This window comes from Candidatus Desulfatibia sp. (assembly GCF_036446775.1).
GTDB lineage: Bacteria > Desulfobacterota > Desulfobacteria > Desulfobacterales > UBA11574 > Desulfatibia_A.
In genome coordinates, this window is the sequence record NZ_JAZFTO010000190.1 from 1 (window position 1) to 16,695 (window position 16,695).

At 45.6% G+C, this 16,695-nt stretch carries 19 protein-coding genes; 12 read left to right on the forward strand and 7 right to left on the reverse strand.

The features are described from left to right. From V3S16_RS09355 to V3S16_RS09375, 5 genes are all read left to right on the forward strand, one after another. Positions 1-187, forward strand: a 187-nt coding sequence (locus tag V3S16_RS09355; protein ID WP_413884417.1) for a hypothetical protein, incomplete at its 5' end; no start/stop codon positions are given. A gap of 504 nt (positions 188-691) precedes the next feature. After that, positions 692-958, forward strand: a complete 267-nt coding sequence (locus V3S16_RS09360; protein ID WP_413884418.1) for a hypothetical protein — start codon at positions 692-694, stop codon at positions 956-958. 222 nt (positions 959-1,180) lie between these two features. After that, positions 1,181-1,468 (forward strand): hypothetical protein, encoded by a 288-nt coding sequence (locus V3S16_RS09365; RefSeq protein ID WP_413884419.1) that lies wholly within the window; start codon positions 1,181-1,183, stop codon positions 1,466-1,468. After that, complete coding sequence (locus V3S16_RS09370; protein ID WP_413884420.1) at positions 1,458-1,646, forward strand: hypothetical protein; 189 nt, start codon at positions 1,458-1,460, stop codon at positions 1,644-1,646. Before V3S16_RS09365 ends, V3S16_RS09370 begins: the two co-directional genes overlap by 11 nt. 68 nt (positions 1,647-1,714) lie before the next feature. Continuing rightward, a complete protein-coding gene (locus V3S16_RS09375; protein WP_413884421.1) occupies positions 1,715-2,131 on the forward strand; it encodes a hypothetical protein in 417 nt (138 codons plus the stop codon). Positions 2,132-2,188: 57 nt separating this feature from the next. Here the strand turns inward: V3S16_RS09375 and V3S16_RS09380 are convergent, their stop codons facing one another. Beyond that, positions 2,189-2,374 (reverse strand): hypothetical protein, encoded by a 186-nt coding sequence (locus V3S16_RS09380; protein ID WP_413884422.1) that lies wholly within the window; start codon positions 2,372-2,374, stop codon positions 2,189-2,191. Positions 2,375-2,504: 130 nt separating this feature from the next. On the opposite strand from V3S16_RS09380, the gene V3S16_RS09385 reads away from it, so the two are divergent. The 7 genes from V3S16_RS09385 to V3S16_RS09415 all read left to right on the forward strand — a co-directional run bounded on the left by V3S16_RS09385 (position 2,505) and on the right by V3S16_RS09415 (position 10,512). Beyond that, positions 2,505-5,153: a DEAD/DEAH box helicase gene (locus V3S16_RS09385; RefSeq protein ID WP_413884423.1), complete on the forward strand. Its 2,649-nt coding sequence runs from the start codon at positions 2,505-2,507 to the stop codon at positions 5,151-5,153. Positions 5,154-5,334: 181 nt separating this feature from the next. Next, the gene (locus tag V3S16_RS09390) at positions 5,335-6,396 is read left to right on the forward strand and encodes a hypothetical protein (RefSeq protein ID WP_413884424.1); all 1,062 of its coding nucleotides are present in this window, start codon (positions 5,335-5,337) and stop codon (positions 6,394-6,396) included. A 104-nt stretch (positions 6,397-6,500) separates the two neighbouring features. Next, complete coding sequence (gene moaC / locus V3S16_RS09395) at positions 6,501-7,004, forward strand: cyclic pyranopterin monophosphate synthase MoaC (protein ID WP_413884425.1); 504 nt, start codon at positions 6,501-6,503, stop codon at positions 7,002-7,004. Between the two features lie 191 nt (positions 7,005-7,195). Further along, on the forward strand, positions 7,196-8,392 hold the full coding sequence (locus tag V3S16_RS09400; protein WP_413884426.1) for a murein transglycosylase A: 1,197 nt from the start codon (positions 7,196-7,198) through the stop codon (positions 8,390-8,392). 377 nt (positions 8,393-8,769) lie between these two features. Beyond that, the gene (locus V3S16_RS09405; protein WP_413884427.1) at positions 8,770-9,096 is read left to right on the forward strand and encodes a twin-arginine translocase TatA/TatE family subunit; all 327 of its coding nucleotides are present in this window, start codon (positions 8,770-8,772) and stop codon (positions 9,094-9,096) included. A gap of 3 nt (positions 9,097-9,099) precedes the next feature. Beyond that, positions 9,100-9,852, forward strand: coding sequence for a twin-arginine translocase subunit TatC (tatC, locus tag V3S16_RS09410; RefSeq protein ID WP_413884428.1), 753 nt, complete (start codon positions 9,100-9,102; stop codon positions 9,850-9,852). Between the two features lie 138 nt (positions 9,853-9,990). Then, positions 9,991-10,512, forward strand: a complete 522-nt coding sequence (locus tag V3S16_RS09415; RefSeq protein WP_413884429.1) for a cytochrome c3 family protein — start codon at positions 9,991-9,993, stop codon at positions 10,510-10,512. A gap of 118 nt (positions 10,513-10,630) precedes the next feature. Here the strand turns inward: V3S16_RS09415 and V3S16_RS09420 are convergent, their stop codons facing one another. The 6 genes from V3S16_RS09420 to V3S16_RS09445 all read right to left on the reverse strand — a co-directional run. Further along, positions 10,631-12,067, reverse strand: coding sequence for a cobyrinate a,c-diamide synthase (locus V3S16_RS09420; protein ID WP_413884430.1), 1,437 nt, complete (start codon positions 12,065-12,067; stop codon positions 10,631-10,633). A gap of 71 nt (positions 12,068-12,138) precedes the next feature. Then, positions 12,139-12,378, reverse strand: coding sequence for a dissimilatory sulfite reductase D family protein (locus V3S16_RS09425; RefSeq protein WP_413884431.1), 240 nt, complete (start codon positions 12,376-12,378; stop codon positions 12,139-12,141). Between the two features lie 72 nt (positions 12,379-12,450). Continuing rightward, entirely contained in the window at positions 12,451-13,599 is a 1,149-nt protein-coding gene (gene dsrB, locus V3S16_RS09430) for a dissimilatory-type sulfite reductase subunit beta (RefSeq protein ID WP_413884432.1), read from the reverse strand. Positions 13,600-13,611: 12 nt separating this feature from the next. After that, positions 13,612-14,925, reverse strand: coding sequence for a dissimilatory-type sulfite reductase subunit alpha (dsrA, locus tag V3S16_RS09435; RefSeq protein WP_413884433.1), 1,314 nt, complete (start codon positions 14,923-14,925; stop codon positions 13,612-13,614). A gap of 338 nt (positions 14,926-15,263) precedes the next feature. After that, positions 15,264-16,439 (reverse strand): hypothetical protein, encoded by a 1,176-nt coding sequence (locus tag V3S16_RS09440; RefSeq protein WP_413884434.1) that lies wholly within the window; start codon positions 16,437-16,439, stop codon positions 15,264-15,266. A 16-nt stretch (positions 16,440-16,455) separates the two neighbouring features. Next, positions 16,456-16,695: tetratricopeptide repeat protein (locus tag V3S16_RS09445; protein WP_413884435.1), on the reverse strand; the 240-nt coding region annotated here is incomplete at its 5' end.

A 16,695-nucleotide genomic window follows, 5' to 3' on the forward strand; every position in this document is an offset into this window, starting at 1 on the left:
TGGCAGCATCGGAAACCCCAAAAAACGACTAACCAAAATTTTCACTCAGGAACTTGCACCCCGTCGACGCTATGTGGATTACCGGCATGCTATTTTGATCGCCCGAGAAATTATGGATTTTACAAAACTTAGACGTTCGGACTCTTTTCAAAGATTTGCCTTAAAAGTAGCAGGGCTGGAGTTGTAAACGGAAAATTAATGAATTTGGATTCTCAACATACTCCTGGGAAATGAAGTTGAGACAAAGGCGCTATAGATATGAAGAAGCGGCGTAAAAACGTAAGGCCAAAAAAATCACACCCTGGACAGGATCACTTTTTGATGCGAATAAAGCGGGGTGGATTTGGGGTCGGACCGCGCTAAGTGTCTGTATATTTGTAAAAAAGCTCTAAAAATAGCCATTATTCGGGTCTTAAACATACCTTTTGGGGTGCAAAATAACAGGGCTAAGGATTTTTTTGGAATACTATTTAGCTTAAAAGGCTCTTTTTGATCTCAAAAAGAGCCTTTTAATACGATTTTAGAGCCTATTTTGCTGTTATTATAGTTGGTTATCGTGGCCCGACCCCAAAATACACAGTATAGTGCCTTGACCGAAAAAATTCAGTTAGAAAATAGCCTGGCCCTGTGGTAAGTTAAGCAATAAAGAATTTTAGGAAAGAATACCTTTTAAAAAGGGGGAAACAACATTATGGAACAGGACGTAATAGTTAAAATACCACGTGCCTGGATTAAAGGCCTGCCTGAAGAGGAGTTGACACTCAGGCAGATTATTCGTCTGGGCATTTACCAGTTCAAGGTAGAACGTGCCATTCAGCTATACCGTGATGGTGTAGGTTCTTTGGGTTATGTTGCGGAGCAAATGGGGCTTGAAAAACAAGATCTGATACGTGAAGCGCGCCATCATAATATTGACCCTGAATTTTCCGATCAAACGATCCAAGAGGAACTTTCTTAAATGGCAATAAATGTGGTTTCAAACGCCGGCCCACTTATGGTTTTTTCAAAACTGAATATACTGCACTTGTTAAAAGAGCTCTATGGTAGGGTTGAGTTCCCGCTTGCAGTTTACAGGGAGGTCGTCAGTATTGGAATCCGGAGGGGTTTTACGGATGCTCAAATACTAAATTCTTTTTTTGAACAAAGCAAATGGGAACCGGTAAAAGCCGTAGAAATCCCCATGGATTTACAGGCTGCAAATCTTGATCGAGGTGAAAAAGAATCTATTGCCCTGGCAGTATTGAAAAATGCCTTGCTTCTCATGGATGAAGAGCGTGGCCGTGATTTTGCTCGACAAAAAAACTTGTCTGTGCGCGGCTCATTGGGTGTTTTGATTGAAGCTTATACCAAGAAATTACTTGGTGAAGATCAACTGCGTTTTTATTTTCGCCAAATAAGCGAAAGGAAAGATATTTGGATCAATCCTGATCTATGTGTGGATTTACTCGAACGATTATTTGAATCCTGATTCCTTTGAAAAATCATATCCGGGACATCAATATGTTATACTAAAAGACAAGGCTATGCAGTTAGCCCAGGCTTATCTTCACGAAGGCGTGCTTGCCGACAAATATCTATTGGATGCCCGGCATATCGCTATGGCGACATTGAGCAGGGTTGATGTTATGGTGAAGCTGGAATTTTAAACAAGCAGTTCTGCCTGTCCAGCACTTTTAAAGGCACCGAAGTGCAAATATACTTTAAATGTTTGGATATGAAAAAGCGACGTAAAAAAGTAATGCCCAAAAAGTCACACCCTGAACAGGATCACTTTTTGATGCGCATAAAGCGGGGTGAACGATTATATAAATTCTATTATTTTCGTCCCCTGGCCGGGCGCCATTATCATTTTGAATACCGCATTTTGGACAAGGAAAAGACCAATGGCCTGTTGGAAATGGTAAGCTATAATTTTAAGATAGAAAATGGCGTTCCCCAGAAAAGCTCTATCACCCGGGTTCCCGAAATTTCAAAAGAACAATTGGATGAAATTGTACAAAATGTTATGAGAAAAACGAATGCTGGTCCCGGTGAGTTTGAGGAATTGGATCTTTCCGGGTTTTCGTCCATAGATGAGCAAATTGAATTTCTAAAACGTCAAGACAGGGTAGATACAATGTATATTACCTAAGTGCTTCGATTCGCAAATACTATAACGTATTTTTGTGACTATAACTTGTGCAATTGCTCACTCGGCCTGGCTTAGCCATTCGACCCTGAGCTCACAGCCGAAGGGCTCGTCGCAGGCAGCGCTTAGTCCCGAGTGAATAAATACGTCACCGAATTTATGAATCGAGGGACTAAGTCCTGCATGGACTTTTTTCGAAAGAGATAATTTTTCAATAATTACACTGCCGTATTGATATGTTTTCATTAATAGCCACACACCGACAATTAGACGAAATAAAAGATTGGCTGTTGGAAAGATCCTGAAGTGAGCAAGACAAATACATGAGAGTTGGCCCATACAGGAAATGATGAATCAAGAATTAAACGTTGTTGTTATGCCAAACGGTTCCCTCCAGTTGGAATGGACGGACACAGAGGAGGTCATAAACAAGAGCAGCCGACTGTTACAACAAGAAATATACAAACGTTTCTCTGCCAATAACGATTCATGGCTCCTGTTTTTGGGCTTTTGCGATCGTCAGGTCTCTCTTTCCCCTTCCCTTGATTACTGGCGAAATTTTACCGGGGCCTTTGCCGCGAAATTGAGCCAAACACCTGATCTGGAAATCCTGCGTCATAAAGCCAGGATTTTGATAGAAAAAGATGAATTGAGGCTACATTTAGAGCAGGCCCCGTTGATGATTGGTTCAGAATACTTAAATACCGAATTGATTGAAGCTGAATGGGTAAGATTAAACCATGCATTTGCCTTTGCGATTAAATCTTATGACGGAACCGTTGAAGATTTTATCAGGACTTACAGCCCAAATGTGCACCTTGTGGGCAGGGTATTTTTCCATCTTGTAGAAAATAAGAGCAACGATTATCCGTTTGCTTTTATGGCAACTTATTCAACCAGGATAAACAAACAGGGAAGATCCAAACATCTCCCTCTCAAACACGCGTTGCAGGAATATGAAAATGATAATGAAAAGCTGCTGGAGCTTCTGGCAACAGTTCATAGAGCTGCGGAAAGGAGCCCGCTAATTACAGATCTTCTTGAAACCGGAGAACTGTTTCAGCCCTTTGTTTGGAGCGCAGGAGATGCATTTTCTTTTTTAAAAGAGGTTCCTATTTACGAAGAGTCAGGTATTTTGTGCAGAATTCCAAATTGGTGGAAAGGTAATAAAGCAAGTGTAAGACTAAATTTTAGCGTTGGTGATTCAAAGCCCTCCTTTGTCGGCATGGATGCAATCTTAAATTTCAATGCCCGCTTGTTTCTCGGGGATACGCAAATCTCTGAAAAGGAAGCAAGGCAATTATTAAGTGAATCAGAAGGGCTGGCCTTCATTAAAAACAAATGGGTGGCGGTTGATCCGGAAAAGCTGAAACAGACACTGAATGCCTATGAAAAAGCAAAAAAATTGATGGCTACAGAAGGTTTTAGCTTAAAGGACGCCCTTAGGATGCAGCTTGCGCCTGAGAAATTGCTGGATGTTAATACGCAAGAAATAGATTGCGGCATCTCAAACGGAAAATGGCTAAAATCGGTCATCCGGAAAATGCTAAATCCTGAACTTATTACTTCAGTAAAGCCCGGCAAGGCATTTAAGGGCAAGTTAAGAGATTATCAGCAGAAAGGGCTAAGCTGGTTGTATTTTTTGCATTCATTACAGTTTGGGGCCTGTCTGGCAGATGATATGGGCCTGGGCAAAACCATCCAGGCACTGGCTTTTTTAAATGTCATGAAATCCAAACTCAAGGAATCAGGAAAACCACATAAGGCAAGTCTCTTGGTAATTCCGGCCTCCCTTATTGCCAACTGGGAAAATGAAATTAGGCGTTTTTCACCTAACATCAAATATTATGTCGCGCATCCGGGAACTAATTCAGGGAAAAAGGGCGTGGCCAAAGACAAAGAATCACTGGATGGATTTGATCTTGTTATTACAACATATGCCTTGGTTCAAAAGTATAAATGGCTCCAATCATATTCGTGGAACTACATCATTTTAGATGAGGCCCAGGCCATAAAAAATCCGGGGACAAAAAAGGCCCGGGCCATAAAAAAGCTCTCTGCCTGTAACAGGATTATACTGACAGGTACTCCTGTTGAGAACCGGCTGTCAGACCTCTGGTCCTTATTCGATTTTTTAAATCCGGGATTACTCGGGAATGCCAGGGAGTTTAAAAAATTTTCAAAAAACTTAAATCATGACTCCTCCGGATATTCAAGACTGCGCAAAATTATCAGCCCATACATTTTGAGGCGTTTGAAAACCGACCGGACGGTCATATCCGACCTCCCGGAAAAGGTTGAGATGAAAACATATGCCCCCCTTAGCAAAAAACAAATCCTTTTATATGAAAATCTGGTTAAAGAGATAAAGGAGGCCATCGCGGAAACAGAAGGGATTCAAAGAAGGGGACTAATCCTTTCTTCCCTTATGAAATTCAAGCAGATCTGCAATCACCCGGATCAATATATCGGAACCGGAGCCTTTGAAGAAAAAGACAGCGGCAAATTTTTAAGGCTTCGTGAAATTTGTGAAACAATATATGCAAAAAGAGAAAAGGTTTTGGTTTTTACACAATTTAAGGAAATAACGGAACCGCTTCATGATTTTTTGGAAAGCATTTTTAATCGAAAAGGCCTGATTTTGCATGGAAGTGTGCCCGTAGTTAAAAGAAAGACGATTATTGAGCAATTTCAAAGCCAACGCTATGTTCCTTTTATGGTATTATCCCTGAAAGTCGGCGGGGTCGGGTTGAATTTGACAGAGGCAAACCATGTAATTCATTTTGACCGGTGGTGGAATCCTGCCGTAGAAAACCAGGCAACCGACCGGGTGTTCAGGATTGGACAAAAAAAGAATGTTATTGTGCACAAGTTTTTGACCAAAGCTACTGTGGAAGAGAGGATTGATATAATGTTAGAAGAAAAAGCCAAGTTGTCACGAGACATCGTTGCCAGCACCGGCGATGCCTGGATAACCGAGATGAAAAATGATGAATTAGTGGACCTTTTTAAGTTAGCATTATAAAATTGCTTCGCAATTTTATATAACGTCCGCTTCCGGCGGACTCAACAAATTGAGAAGTTACAGAAAATACACGTAACCGTTCACGGGTTCGGGGCTAGTTATTAAAGGTTAACAAAAAAACAGCCCTGAACTTCTGAACTCTGAACCTGTGAACGCCTGCAAATACACTTAAGGGATGATTATGGGATATTGGGGCTATCCGCGTTATGTATCCGTTGCTGAAAAGAGAGCAAAAGCAGCCCGGAAACTAAAACAGCTAAGAAAGAAAAATTCTGATATAAAACCGATTCTTCTTGAAGGAAAAGCTATCGCTCGGACCTGGTGGGGCAAGTCATGGAACCTCAACCTTGAACGGTATGCCGACTACAGCAATCGTATTGGCCGGGGGCGCAGTTATGTCCGTAATGACGCCGTGCTGGACCTTCAAATAGATCCCGGCAAAGTCGAATCCCTTGTTCAGGGAACAAGATCAAAGCCATATGCTGTAGTAATCAAAATAAAGGCTGTTAATAAAATGATCTGGAAGGCTATTAAAGCTGCCTGTGAAGGAAAATTGGATTCTTTGCAGGAGCTTTTGGCCGGAAAATTTCCCAAAGCATTAGATGAAATCTTCATGGCCCAGGGGCAGGGGCTGTTCCCTTCGCCCAAAGAGATTGATTTTAATTGCAGTTGTCCCGACTGGGCCTATATGTGCAAACATGTGGCTGCAACCCTGTATGGCATTGGCGTTAGGCTTGATAAAGACCCGGGCCTATTTTTCAAGCTTAGAAAAGCTAAAATGAAAGACCTGGTAACACAGGCCGTAGAAGATAAGACCCGCAAATTGCTTGAAAAAGCCAAGAAGAAAACTACAAGGGTCATTGACGAATCAGATCTGGCGGATGTGTTCGGCATTGATCTTGAAGAACCTGTTGTTGTAAAAAAGAAAAGGGCAAAAGCTCCAAAAAGGGCTTCAAGGAGAAAAAAACCATTACTGTCCGCATCTAAAAAAGCTAAGGTCAGATCGGCAACCGGAAAGCCCGGAGCCAAAACACTACCAAAAAAGGCTTCGCCCAAAACAAGAGACAGATCTCGATTTGACACGGTCGCGGGCATTATCAAAAGAAGCGGAAGAGGTATTACCGTCGCCGGGATTAGAGAAAAAACAGGGCTTGACGATAAACAGATAAGAAATATTGTTTACAAAGCAAAAAAGCAGGGTCGGATTAAGAACTTGAAAAGAGGTGTTTATATCCCGGCCTAAAACTTGCGCCATTTTTATTTTCTATTTGCGAAATTATTATAACCTCTCGAAAATGCTACAACCCATTGAAACCAAATTGCTTGTAAAACTACATGGAGTGCTTTATGGAAGAATTCACCCATATTGACAAACAAGGATATGTGCGGATGGTAGATGTAACCGCTAAAAAGCCTTCCGAAAGAGTTGCCGTTGCCCAGGGTGTTATTTCCATGAACCCGGCAACTTTTGAAAAGATACAAAACCAAAAAGTTAAAAAGGGAAATGTCATCGAGACAGCCAGAATTGCCGGCGTCATGGCAGCAAAAAAGACATCAGACCTTATTCCCATGTGCCATCCGATAAATCTAACCCATATTGCCGTCGATTTTTATCCGGATAAAGATGCCAGTGCATTTAAGATAGAAGCAACGGTTCGAATCTTCGGTCAAACAGGTGTTGAAATGGAAGCCCTGACAGCCGTATCTGTAGCTGCGCTGACGATCTATGATATGTGCAAATCATATGACAAGGCCATGACCATCTCCGACATCTGTCTTCTTAAAAAATCGGGCGGAAAAAGCGGAACCTTTATACGTGCAGGCAGAGAGGATTCGCCCACACCGGAATAATGGGGTTGGCGGAGTTCAACGGACCTAAAAATGGATAATGTCCGTTGTTAGTTGCCCGTTGTCCGTCGCAAAGGATGACAAATGCTGTCAATTCAACCATATATGAGCGAATCTTTTGCAAGTTTATTTTTGATCTAATCATTTGTAAAAAACAAAGCCTGCTGACAACGGGCTGCGGACACTACCTAATTATGAAGCATTCATTTTTATTCAAGATTATTGCGGTATTGTTTTTAGCTGCTATGCTTCCCCTGTTTTTGACAGGATGCGCCGTTAAAAAATATCCGCTGGAAAAGCTTTCTGCATCCTCCTATCCCGGATTTGCCGATGATATGCTGTATGACGGATTAGAACACGGCATCCTGCAGAGCATAAAATATCTAAAGCGGATTCCTTCCGAGAGCACTTTTAAGTTCGGAAACGATTCTTTCACGGCCTCACGCATGATCGTGTCGTTTGAATATTTTCTTGATTTTATTCGAGAAAAACCATCAACCAAAGACCTGAAATCCTTTATTAAATCGAACTACCTGGTTTATAGATCCACCGGTCGTGACAAGCGCGGCCAGGTGCTTTTTACAGGATATTACGAGCCTTTATTGCAGGGGAGGCTCAATCAGGATGCTGAATATCAAGTTCCGGTTTTCGCCCTGCCCGATGATCTTATTAAAATCGATCTTGCTCTTTTTTCTCCAAAGTACAAGGGTGATAAAATTACCGGCCGGCTGGCAGGTAAAACCGTCGTGCCTTACTATGATCGTAATGAAATTGCCAACAACGAGGTCCTGGAAGGCAGGGCTCGTAAACTGGCCTGGATCAAAGACCCGGTTGATCTCTTGTTTTTGCAAATCCAGGGATCGGGCAAGATTTATCTCGATAACGGCAATACCATTAATGTGCATTATAATGACACCAATGGTCACCCCTATCGCAGCATCGGCAAGTTGCTGATCGACGAGGGTAAAATACCTCGCGCAGAGATGTCCATGCAACGCATCCGCGGGTATTTGCGCGATCATCCCGAAGAGGTTGAAAACATTCTAAATTATAACCCAAGCTACGTGTTTTTTAAAATAGAGGCAGATGGCCCCTTAGGCTTTCTTAATGTCAAGTTGACGCCCGGAAGGTCAATAGCTCTGGACAGGCGCATCTTTCCTCTGCCGGCGCTTACCTTTGTCGAAACACAAAGACCTTTAATCAATGCCGCCGGGCAGATTCGTGCGTGGACAAATTTCGGCCGATTTGTTCTAAGTCAGGATACAGGCGGAGCCATCCGCGGTCCTGGTCGCGCGGATCTTTTCTGGGGAAACGGGTTATATGCAGAAATCGCAGCCGGTCATATGCAACACCCGGGCCGGCTCTATTTTCTGATTCTTAAGCCGGATTAGACCGGATTTCTTGTGAAAAAGTTATGCATGAAAATTTTTTCCGGGCTTAAGTGTTTCACTTGACTCTCTTTTGTAAAACCAGTACTTAATTGATTCTTTTAAAACAACTTATCGGCCACAAAGACACAAAGGCACAAAGAAGGGGCTTGAATTATAAACCTTTATTAAGTTGTAACCGTTTACGAGGTGTTGAAGTTAAACTTTATAGCGGAGCATTATAGACCAGTCGTGCTGTTGGCAAGTTGGCATTTGTCATTAGTCGTTTGTACGTGCAAAGCGGCCGCATACCCAATGAACAAATGACAAGCGGCTTTTAATCTTAGTGGCTTTGTGGCTTAAATGTTACATTTTAAACAATAACGTCCAAGGAGCTCCATATGTTCGGTATCGGCATGCCTGAAATGTTCTTGATTCTGGCGATCGCCCTAATTGTCATCGGACCCAAAAAACTGCCTGATCTGGCAAAATCTTTAGGCCGTGCTTTCGGTGAGTTTAAAAAGGCGACAGCGGAACTTAAAGAAACCATGGAACTCGATACGGATTTTACGGACGTTAAAAATGCCTTTGAGGATCTTGACGACCATATCAAAGCAGAGACGGATACAAGTGTTGGATACGAAGCTGTTGATGAAAACGACTCCGATCACTCGGAGGAAAAGAAAACTGCACCGGAAGCTGACGAGGATGATATAGAGGATTTTTAGCCAATGGCAACCGAAGAGCAAATCCCTTTTACCGCGCACCTTGAAGAGCTCAGGCAACGCCTCATCGTCTGTTTTGTTGCCGTAGGTATTGGGTTTGTTGTATCATACGGCTTCAAGGAAAAGCTGTTTCAAATTTTAACCCGCCCTTTGATATCGGTCATGAATACCCAGGACAACCTTATCTTCACCGGCCTTCCCGAAGCCTTCTTTACGTATCTAAAAGTGGCGTTTCTGGCCGGCCTCATGCTGGCAGCCCCGGTAATTATCTATCAATTCTGGATGTTTGTAGCGCCCGGTCTGTATGATAAAGAGAAGCGTCATATGATCCCCATTGTGTTGCTTTCATCCGTATTTTTTCTCGGCGGCGCCCTTTTCGGATACTTTATTGTTTTTCCATTGGGGTTTAAATTTTTTTTAGGCTTTGCCACCGACACCATCCGACCGCTACCGTCCATGAAAGAGTATCTGGCTTTTTCTGCCAAACTGCTGCTCGCCTTTGGGCTTGTTTTTGAGCTTCCTTTAGTCATTACCTTTCTTGCCAAACTCGGCATAGTCTCGGTGGATTTTCTGAAGAAAAACAGAAAGTATGCCCTGCTCTTATTCTTTGTTTTTGCAGCCATTTTAACCCCGCCTGACGTTGTCACCCAGATCCTGATGGCGCTTCCGCTGATGATTCTGTATGAAATCAGTATTATCGGCGCCAGAATTTTCGGCAAAAAGAAATCTCTCGAAAAAACCGCCCCGGATACTTCCTGAGCCATGCTGCCTTAGCTTCAACAGTTTCTCTTTACCATTGACAGATCCTGGCATGCTTGGTATACGGATCACGCTTTTTGAGTGATACTATTTACACAAGCGCAAATAAACCATAAAGGAGGGGGGTAAAGTAGGCCTATGGGGAAAAAATTTCTGATTGTTGCAGTGGTTGTTGGAGTTGCGGTTCTGTTTGTTGCAGCCGGTTTATATGCCGGCACCGAGGTAAAAGATGTGATTCCGATGAACAACAAGGCCTATAAAAAACATGAAGAGAGCATCTACGACTTTAAACACAAAAAACATATGACGGAATACGCCGAAAAGTACCCGGATCTATACCAACTCGGCTGCGGGGAATGTCACCATGAACAAACAGAAGATAAAAAAATTGTCATCCTAAAGGATCTGAAAGAGGGCGACGAAATCAAAAATTGTATTGAGTGCCACAAAATAGCCGCTTATATCGATACCAAAACAAGAAAGAAAAAGAAGCTCAAAAAAAAAGACGTCATCTATGATTACCATGCCAATGCCGTGCATAAGAATTGTTCTGATTGCCACAGGAAATACAACAAGAAAATGAAATTGAAATCCAAAGACAAAGGATATGCACCCACAAAAGCAAAGTGTAAAGCGTGCCATCCCAAAAAGAAAAAATAAAATCGCGCCAGCGGTTTCTTGATGCTGGAGCATGGCAAACATACGTTTCGATTGTATGGCCAAAACCCTCTCGCCCAGATAGTTTTTCTCAAAGCGCTATAAGCGGCAAAGCCGCGCTTTATAAAATCGTACCAGCGATTTTATTTTTGTACGCCATGGCATTGCGTAGCATGGCTTCGGCCCAGGAGGGTGAGCCCAGAGCATGCAGGTGGGTATAGGTCGCCAGAACGTTTTTGTAACAGACACCATCTTTGTTATCGATGAAACCGGTGCCTCGTTGCATGTCAAAAACAAGATCCTTTGCAGCACCTCGCCATTTTAAAACCCGCGAATAGTGGAACTCATGACCCCTTAGTTCAGCGCCGACCTCAAAATATGGATTCTTTTCTTTAACCACCATGATGGTGTATCCATGTCCCTGAGGCTTTTTCGAAAAACCGAATGCCGCCGGTAAAACCCCTGCCATGGGATACGACCTTTCATCCAACACAAGCTCCTCTCCCAGGTACATCAGGCCGCCGCATTCCGCGTATATGGGCAGACCGTCTTGGGCCAGAAACTTTAGCTGCTCCCGGAACTTTACATTGGCAGACAGCTGCTGCGCGTGGGTCTCCGGGAAGCCGCCGCCGATATACAGGGCATCTACGGGAGGAATTGTATCGCTTGTAAGGGGACTGATAAAAACCGGCTCGGCACCGGCGGAAACCAGCGCCTCGATGTTTTCAGGATAATAAAACTGAAAGGCGGAATCCTTGATGATGCCGATCCTGGGCGCTTTATCCTGGTCAGAGCGAAGCGGGGGTGCTGGTTGGAGCGGAGAGGAAATCCCGGTTGGCTGGGGACAACTGCCTGATACAAAATTTTTGGGGGCCAGGCAGGCGATCCGCTCCAGTGCGACCAGGTCCAGGTAATTTGTGGCGATTTGGGTGGCAGCCACAATCGACTCTTGAGCCCAAGCATGTTCGGGGGTGGGAATAAGCCCCATGTGCCGCTCCGGAAAATTCTGCTTGCCAAGTTTTGGCACAGCCCCCAAGACGGGAATATTACAGTGGTGTTCGATGCTTTTGCGCAGGATTTGTTCATGCCGGGGACCGGCAACCCGATTGAGGATCACCCCTTTGATATCAACTCCGGGATCGAACTGCATGCAGCCCAAAACCGCTGCGGCCATGGTGCGGGTTGACTTGGTACAATCGATGCACAGCACAACCGGCGCGTGCAGCAGTTTGGCCAGCTCTGCCGTGCTGGTACTCCCTTTGATATCAAAACCGTCGTAAAGACCCCGATTGCCTTCAACGACGGCGATATCACCTTGGTTGGAATGGAATAGAAAGGATTGCAGGACATGCTTTGTTTCGATAAGGAAGGTGTCCAGATTATGGCAGGGCCGGCCGGCCGCAAGGGTAAGCCAGCCTGCATCGATATAATCCGGACCTTTTTTGAAAGGTGTTACGTTTTTCCCAAGCGCTTTCCATGCCGCGATGATGCCGATCGACAGCAGGGTCTTGCCCGACCCTCCCCGCAGGGCTGCGATTAAAATTCTGGGAAAATCCATATCTTCCTGCTGCACAGGGGGCTTTTCAAAGGTCTCTTGGAGTCGGTTTTTTAAAATGTCCTAAGCTTGGTTTAATCATCACCTTCTTCTGCTGCAGCCTGCTTGCCGGCCCCCTTGAGTCCGTACAGCGACGTGCTGCCGCTGGACCAGTATTCCAGGACTTCCTCCTCGATCATCTTAGTAATCAGCTTTTTGGCAGCCCTGGGTTTTTCACCGAGTATTTTAGCCAATTCGTTGAAGTAAAACTTGGTTTTACTTTTTTTCTTTTGCAGTGCTTCTGTAATTTTTGCTGTTGCTTCCGCTTGGTCCATTATTAAGCCTCTTTTCTTGTTGCCACTAGATACAGGGGGGCAGGTTCGTGCCCTCCCCTGCGGGTTATTTGATCAGAACTTAAACTGGGTGGTTTGACGCCAGGTAAAATACGCCGGATCACGAAAATCGTCGATCAGATGATGGGTAAACTCCAGTTCACATTTTTCAAAGAATCTTTCCCATCCGATACGCTCGGCCCATTCGCCCAGGCGTTCGTACTTGTTGGCATCGGCAGACCAGACCTCGATCATTTTCTTGATACAGTCCGTGGTCTGGGGCCAGCGCGGCGCCTCGTTGGGGAAAAAGGCCACAACGACCTTGGAGAATTTGGGTGCGCTGATGCGGTTGGATACCTTGCCGCCGGCCATGATCACGATACCGTCGCCGACATCGTCCGCCAGCGGCATGGAGGGACACATGGTGTAGCAGTTGCCGCAGAACATACAGCGGGGTTCGTTTACGATAATGCTTTTAACCTTGGTGCCGTCTTCCAGCTCCACTTTGCCCGGCCTGAGCGCAGCCGTGGGGCAGGCAGAGATGGCCAGCGGAATTTCGCACATTTTGTCCAGATATTCATGGTCCATTAACGGCGGTTTACGATGATAGCCCAAAATGGCGATATCGGAACAGTGTACCGCTCCGCACATATTCAAGCAGCAGGCCAGAGAGACGCGCATCTGCGCCGGCAGCCGCATGTCTTTAAAATCATCAAAAAGCACATCCATGGTGGCCTTTACCGGACCGGATGCGTCCGTGGCCGGTGTATGGCAGTGGATCCAGCCCTGGGTGTGCACGATATTGGTAACGCCGGCACCGGTGCCGCCCACAGGAAATTTGTAGCTGCCGGCGGCAAACTTGCGGCTTTCGAGATCATCAATCAGCGGTTGTACCTTCTCCTTGCTGTCCACCATGAACTCGATGTTGTTGCGGGTGGTAAAGCGCATGTATCCGTCGCAATGTTTATCCGCGATGTCACATACTTCACGGATCAACGACACACTCATAAGGCGTATACCGCCGACTCTTACCGTATATACCTCATCACCGGATTCAGCCACGTGCACCAGCACGCCGGGCTGCAAGATTTCGTGATACAGCCACGTGCCCTTGTTTTTCTTGATAACTGGCGGATAAAACTCATCATATTTTCTCGGACCGATATCGGTGATTCTGTTTTCCATCGGTTTGTCAGGATTGTAACCTGAAGATATAAATGCCATAGTCAGTACCCCCTATCTCAGATGGTGTTTTCTGAATTCGTTGATATCGCGTTTGAATCCGCCTGGAACTTCATCTTCTTTCCAGAAGATATACGGATTGGTCCGTGGCTCCTGAACCATCCGCGGATCCGGCTTGAGGTTGCACGCTTCGAGTAGCCTCTGGAAGCCCTGACGTTTCATGAGTTCACCCAGACGCTCGCGATTCTTGCCTTCTTCCATCCACCAATCCCAGATATTTTCAATGACTTCCTTAATTTCGTCGTAAGGTTCTTCAACCTTAACAAACGGAACCAGCATGGTGCTCATCTGGGCACCGTCCAGGATAGGCGCCTTGGCACCCACCAGCATGGAAAGCCCGCGGTCATTACCGATCCTCAGCGCCCGGGGCATGACGGCGATGCAGTGCATGCAGCGGGTACATTCTTTGCAGTTGATGGCAAGTTTGCCGTCTGCATACTGCATGCAGTTGGTGGGACAAAGGTCGATGACCTCTTTCCGGATATCAAAGGGGCCCCAGTCACGGCCGGCATGGGCGCCGCCGTTGGGTGGCAGTTCGCCGCCCACATAGGCTGCAACCGCTTCCTGGTCGACGGGGATATCATCTTTCCAGGTGCCGATAAAGGAAATATCCGCGCGCGCAATGGATGCCACGCAGCCGTTAGGGCAGCCGTCGAACTTGAACTTGAACTTATACGGAAAGGCGGGGCGATGGAGCTCGTCCTGATACTCCTGGGTAAGATCATAACACAGGGCCTGGGTGTCGTAGCAAGACCACTCACAACGGGCCTCGCCCACACAGTCGGAAGGGGTCCGCAGGTTAGATCCGGAACCGCCCAGGTCCTGGTTCATATTGTGGGACAATTCAAAAAAGATTTCTTCCAGCTGGGGTGTTGTGGTGCCGAGTAGAATGATGTCGCCGGTGGATCCATGCATGTTGGTAAGGCCGCTGCCGCGCAAGTCCCAAATATCGCAAAGCTGTCTCAAATATTTGCTGGTATAGAACTTGCCGCCCGGCTGGTTGACCCGCAGGGTGTGAAAATGAGCCACACCCGGAAACATCTCGGGCTGGTCGCAATACCGTCCGATGACACCGCCGCCGTAACCGAAGACGCCGACGACTCCACCGTGTTTCCAGTGGGTTCGGCCATGCTTGAAGGAAAGTTCAAGCACTCCCAGAAGATCCTCACACACATCCACGGGAATCTGGTAGTCTAGTCCCTTTTCATTTTTTGCTCTTGCTTCGGCCTCCTGCTTGATATCGGACACGAAACTCGGCCACGGACCGCTCTCAAGCTGGTCCAGCAAAGGGGTTTCATGTTTTGCCATATCTTTACCTCCATTCTGATTGAAAAAGTTGCCGTCCTCTTTAAAAAAGATTTTTCTCTTTTCCCCTCGGGGTCAGTACTGGTCATCTCCTCTCATGATGTTGTCCATTTCTTCATATAAAATCTTAAGCATCCAAATCGGGGAATATAGAATTATTATTGTAGCTTGTCAATAGAAAAGCATAATCTTGGAATGCTCCGTGGCGGTTTTATTATTAAAGCTCTTTTTGTGCTTTATCTTATATTTAACGTCTAAAAACTCTATATATTGTGCCATAAATCTGTCTGCGATTACGAATATGCCTTACAATGTTGATGATCTCGTAAAAAGTCACGAATTCAACTATGAACGGCGGCGTACAAATCATCTACGTGTTGTGCAAGATGCTGCTGAATGACCGCAAGATCCGGAGATCGGGGATGATATTTAGCTACAAGAACTCGATTCAAAGCAAGCAGTTCCGAACGGGTATAAGACGACAGGTGTTGTTGGAAACAAGCGACCAGAGGTTCCGCCAACGGGCTGCCGGGCGACTTTAAGGCCAAAGCGTCTAAAAAGCCCTTCAAAGACTGTTCCACGGCAACTTTGTCCGACCACACAATTTCTCCGGTTCCGTCCAGTCTGTCGAGACGCATCTGCATCACCAGCTTCAGAAAAAATACCAGCAGCGCTTCCAGCACAATTACAGCGTCCGTGCTTTGGGAGCCGGGCTCGTTGTTGCTTACAAACATGGGCCCGTATTGTCTTACGGTAACAAGTTTTAGATCGACCTTGTCGCTTTGGCATTTAACAACAAAGTCGCCGGCGGCATGATGCCAGGAAAATATGTGCTCAAAGGTCTCGATATGATAGTAACCGGTCAGAGCCATGGCGGCCTGCCGGTAAAGTTCCATGGTCTGGCTGGTTGTAAGAAAATAGTTGCCGACTTCTGAGTCCCATACCACGATTTTTAATTTATCATCTGCCGGATCGCGGGAAATGTGAAATTCGTTGTAACCTTCCAACCATTCCCCCAAAAACATTCTAAGCTCAAGGTTTGCGGCTTTTACAAAGACCCGGCCCCGGCCGAAAACCCTGGGTAGCAATGAAAACGAAAAATCTTTGTCGAGCTTTTGTAAAAGCCTGTATTCTCTGAGAGCGCAATCTTTGCCGGCGCTGGACACGGCCACATTCAACACCAAAGCAACGCTCGACTCCGGCAGCACCGTTTCAATGCGGGCCGGATGGTAAAACTCTCCGTGTTTTGCAAGATAAATTCGGATTTCTTTTATTTTTCTACAGGTGACATCGCGACGAATTTGTTGAGAGAGTGCCGACAAAATTAGTCTGAAACTATCTTTTTCCAGAAAATCGCGGACAGCGCAAAAATAGTCGCCATGGCTTATTGAAATATCTTCTTTTTTATCAGAGGGTTTCCGGCTCAATGGGATGGGTGCCGCCCAAACTTCGCTCTCTTCCTGGACGGCCTGGTCGGCGTTATACAAAAAATATTTTAATTGCGGCGTGGTTTTCATCTGTGCCGGTAGCTTTTCAATCGGCTTTGTCCCGGTACGGCTCGACTTCCTTCAGCATTTCCGGGGCCACTTTATAACCAAGCTCAACGGCTTTATCAAACTGTTCTATCGCCGGCTCATGTTGGCCCTGTTCAAGATAGGCAATCGCCAGGTTGTTGTGGGCCACCGCAAAACCGGGCTCGAGTTCAAGGACCTTCAGGTTAGCTTCGATGCTCTCGTCAATCAATCCTTTCATAAGATAGGCGTTGGCCAGGGT

Coding starts and splice junctions, on each gene's coding strand:
- V3S16_RS09360 (WP_413884418.1), top strand. CDS start 692: ATGGAACAGGACGTAATAGTTAAAATACCACGTGCCTGGATTAAAGGC.
- V3S16_RS09365 (WP_413884419.1), top strand. CDS start 1,181: ATGGATTTACAGGCTGCAAATCTTGATCGAGGTGAAAAAGAATCTATT.
- V3S16_RS09375 (WP_413884421.1), top strand. CDS start 1,715: ATGAAAAAGCGACGTAAAAAAGTAATGCCCAAAAAGTCACACCCTGAA.
- V3S16_RS09380 (WP_413884422.1), bottom strand. CDS start 2,374: ATGAAAACATATCAATACGGCAGTGTAATTATTGAAAAATTATCTCTT.
- V3S16_RS09385 (WP_413884423.1), top strand. CDS start 2,505: ATGCCAAACGGTTCCCTCCAGTTGGAATGGACGGACACAGAGGAGGTC.
- V3S16_RS09390 (WP_413884424.1), top strand. CDS start 5,335: ATGGGATATTGGGGCTATCCGCGTTATGTATCCGTTGCTGAAAAGAGA.
- moaC (WP_413884425.1), top strand. CDS start 6,501: ATGGAAGAATTCACCCATATTGACAAACAAGGATATGTGCGGATGGTA.
- V3S16_RS09400 (WP_413884426.1), top strand. CDS start 7,196: ATGAAGCATTCATTTTTATTCAAGATTATTGCGGTATTGTTTTTAGCT.
- V3S16_RS09405 (WP_413884427.1), top strand. CDS start 8,770: ATGTTCGGTATCGGCATGCCTGAAATGTTCTTGATTCTGGCGATCGCC.
- tatC (WP_413884428.1), top strand. CDS start 9,100: ATGGCAACCGAAGAGCAAATCCCTTTTACCGCGCACCTTGAAGAGCTC.
- V3S16_RS09415 (WP_413884429.1), top strand. CDS start 9,991: ATGGGGAAAAAATTTCTGATTGTTGCAGTGGTTGTTGGAGTTGCGGTT.
- V3S16_RS09420 (WP_413884430.1), bottom strand. CDS start 12,067: ATGGATTTTCCCAGAATTTTAATCGCAGCCCTGCGGGGAGGGTCGGGC.
- V3S16_RS09425 (WP_413884431.1), bottom strand. CDS start 12,378: ATGGACCAAGCGGAAGCAACAGCAAAAATTACAGAAGCACTGCAAAAG.
- dsrB (WP_413884432.1), bottom strand. CDS start 13,599: ATGGCATTTATATCTTCAGGTTACAATCCTGACAAACCGATGGAAAAC.
- dsrA (WP_413884433.1), bottom strand. CDS start 14,925: ATGGCAAAACATGAAACCCCTTTGCTGGACCAGCTTGAGAGCGGTCCG.
- V3S16_RS09440 (WP_413884434.1), bottom strand. CDS start 16,439: ATGAAAACCACGCCGCAATTAAAATATTTTTTGTATAACGCCGACCAG.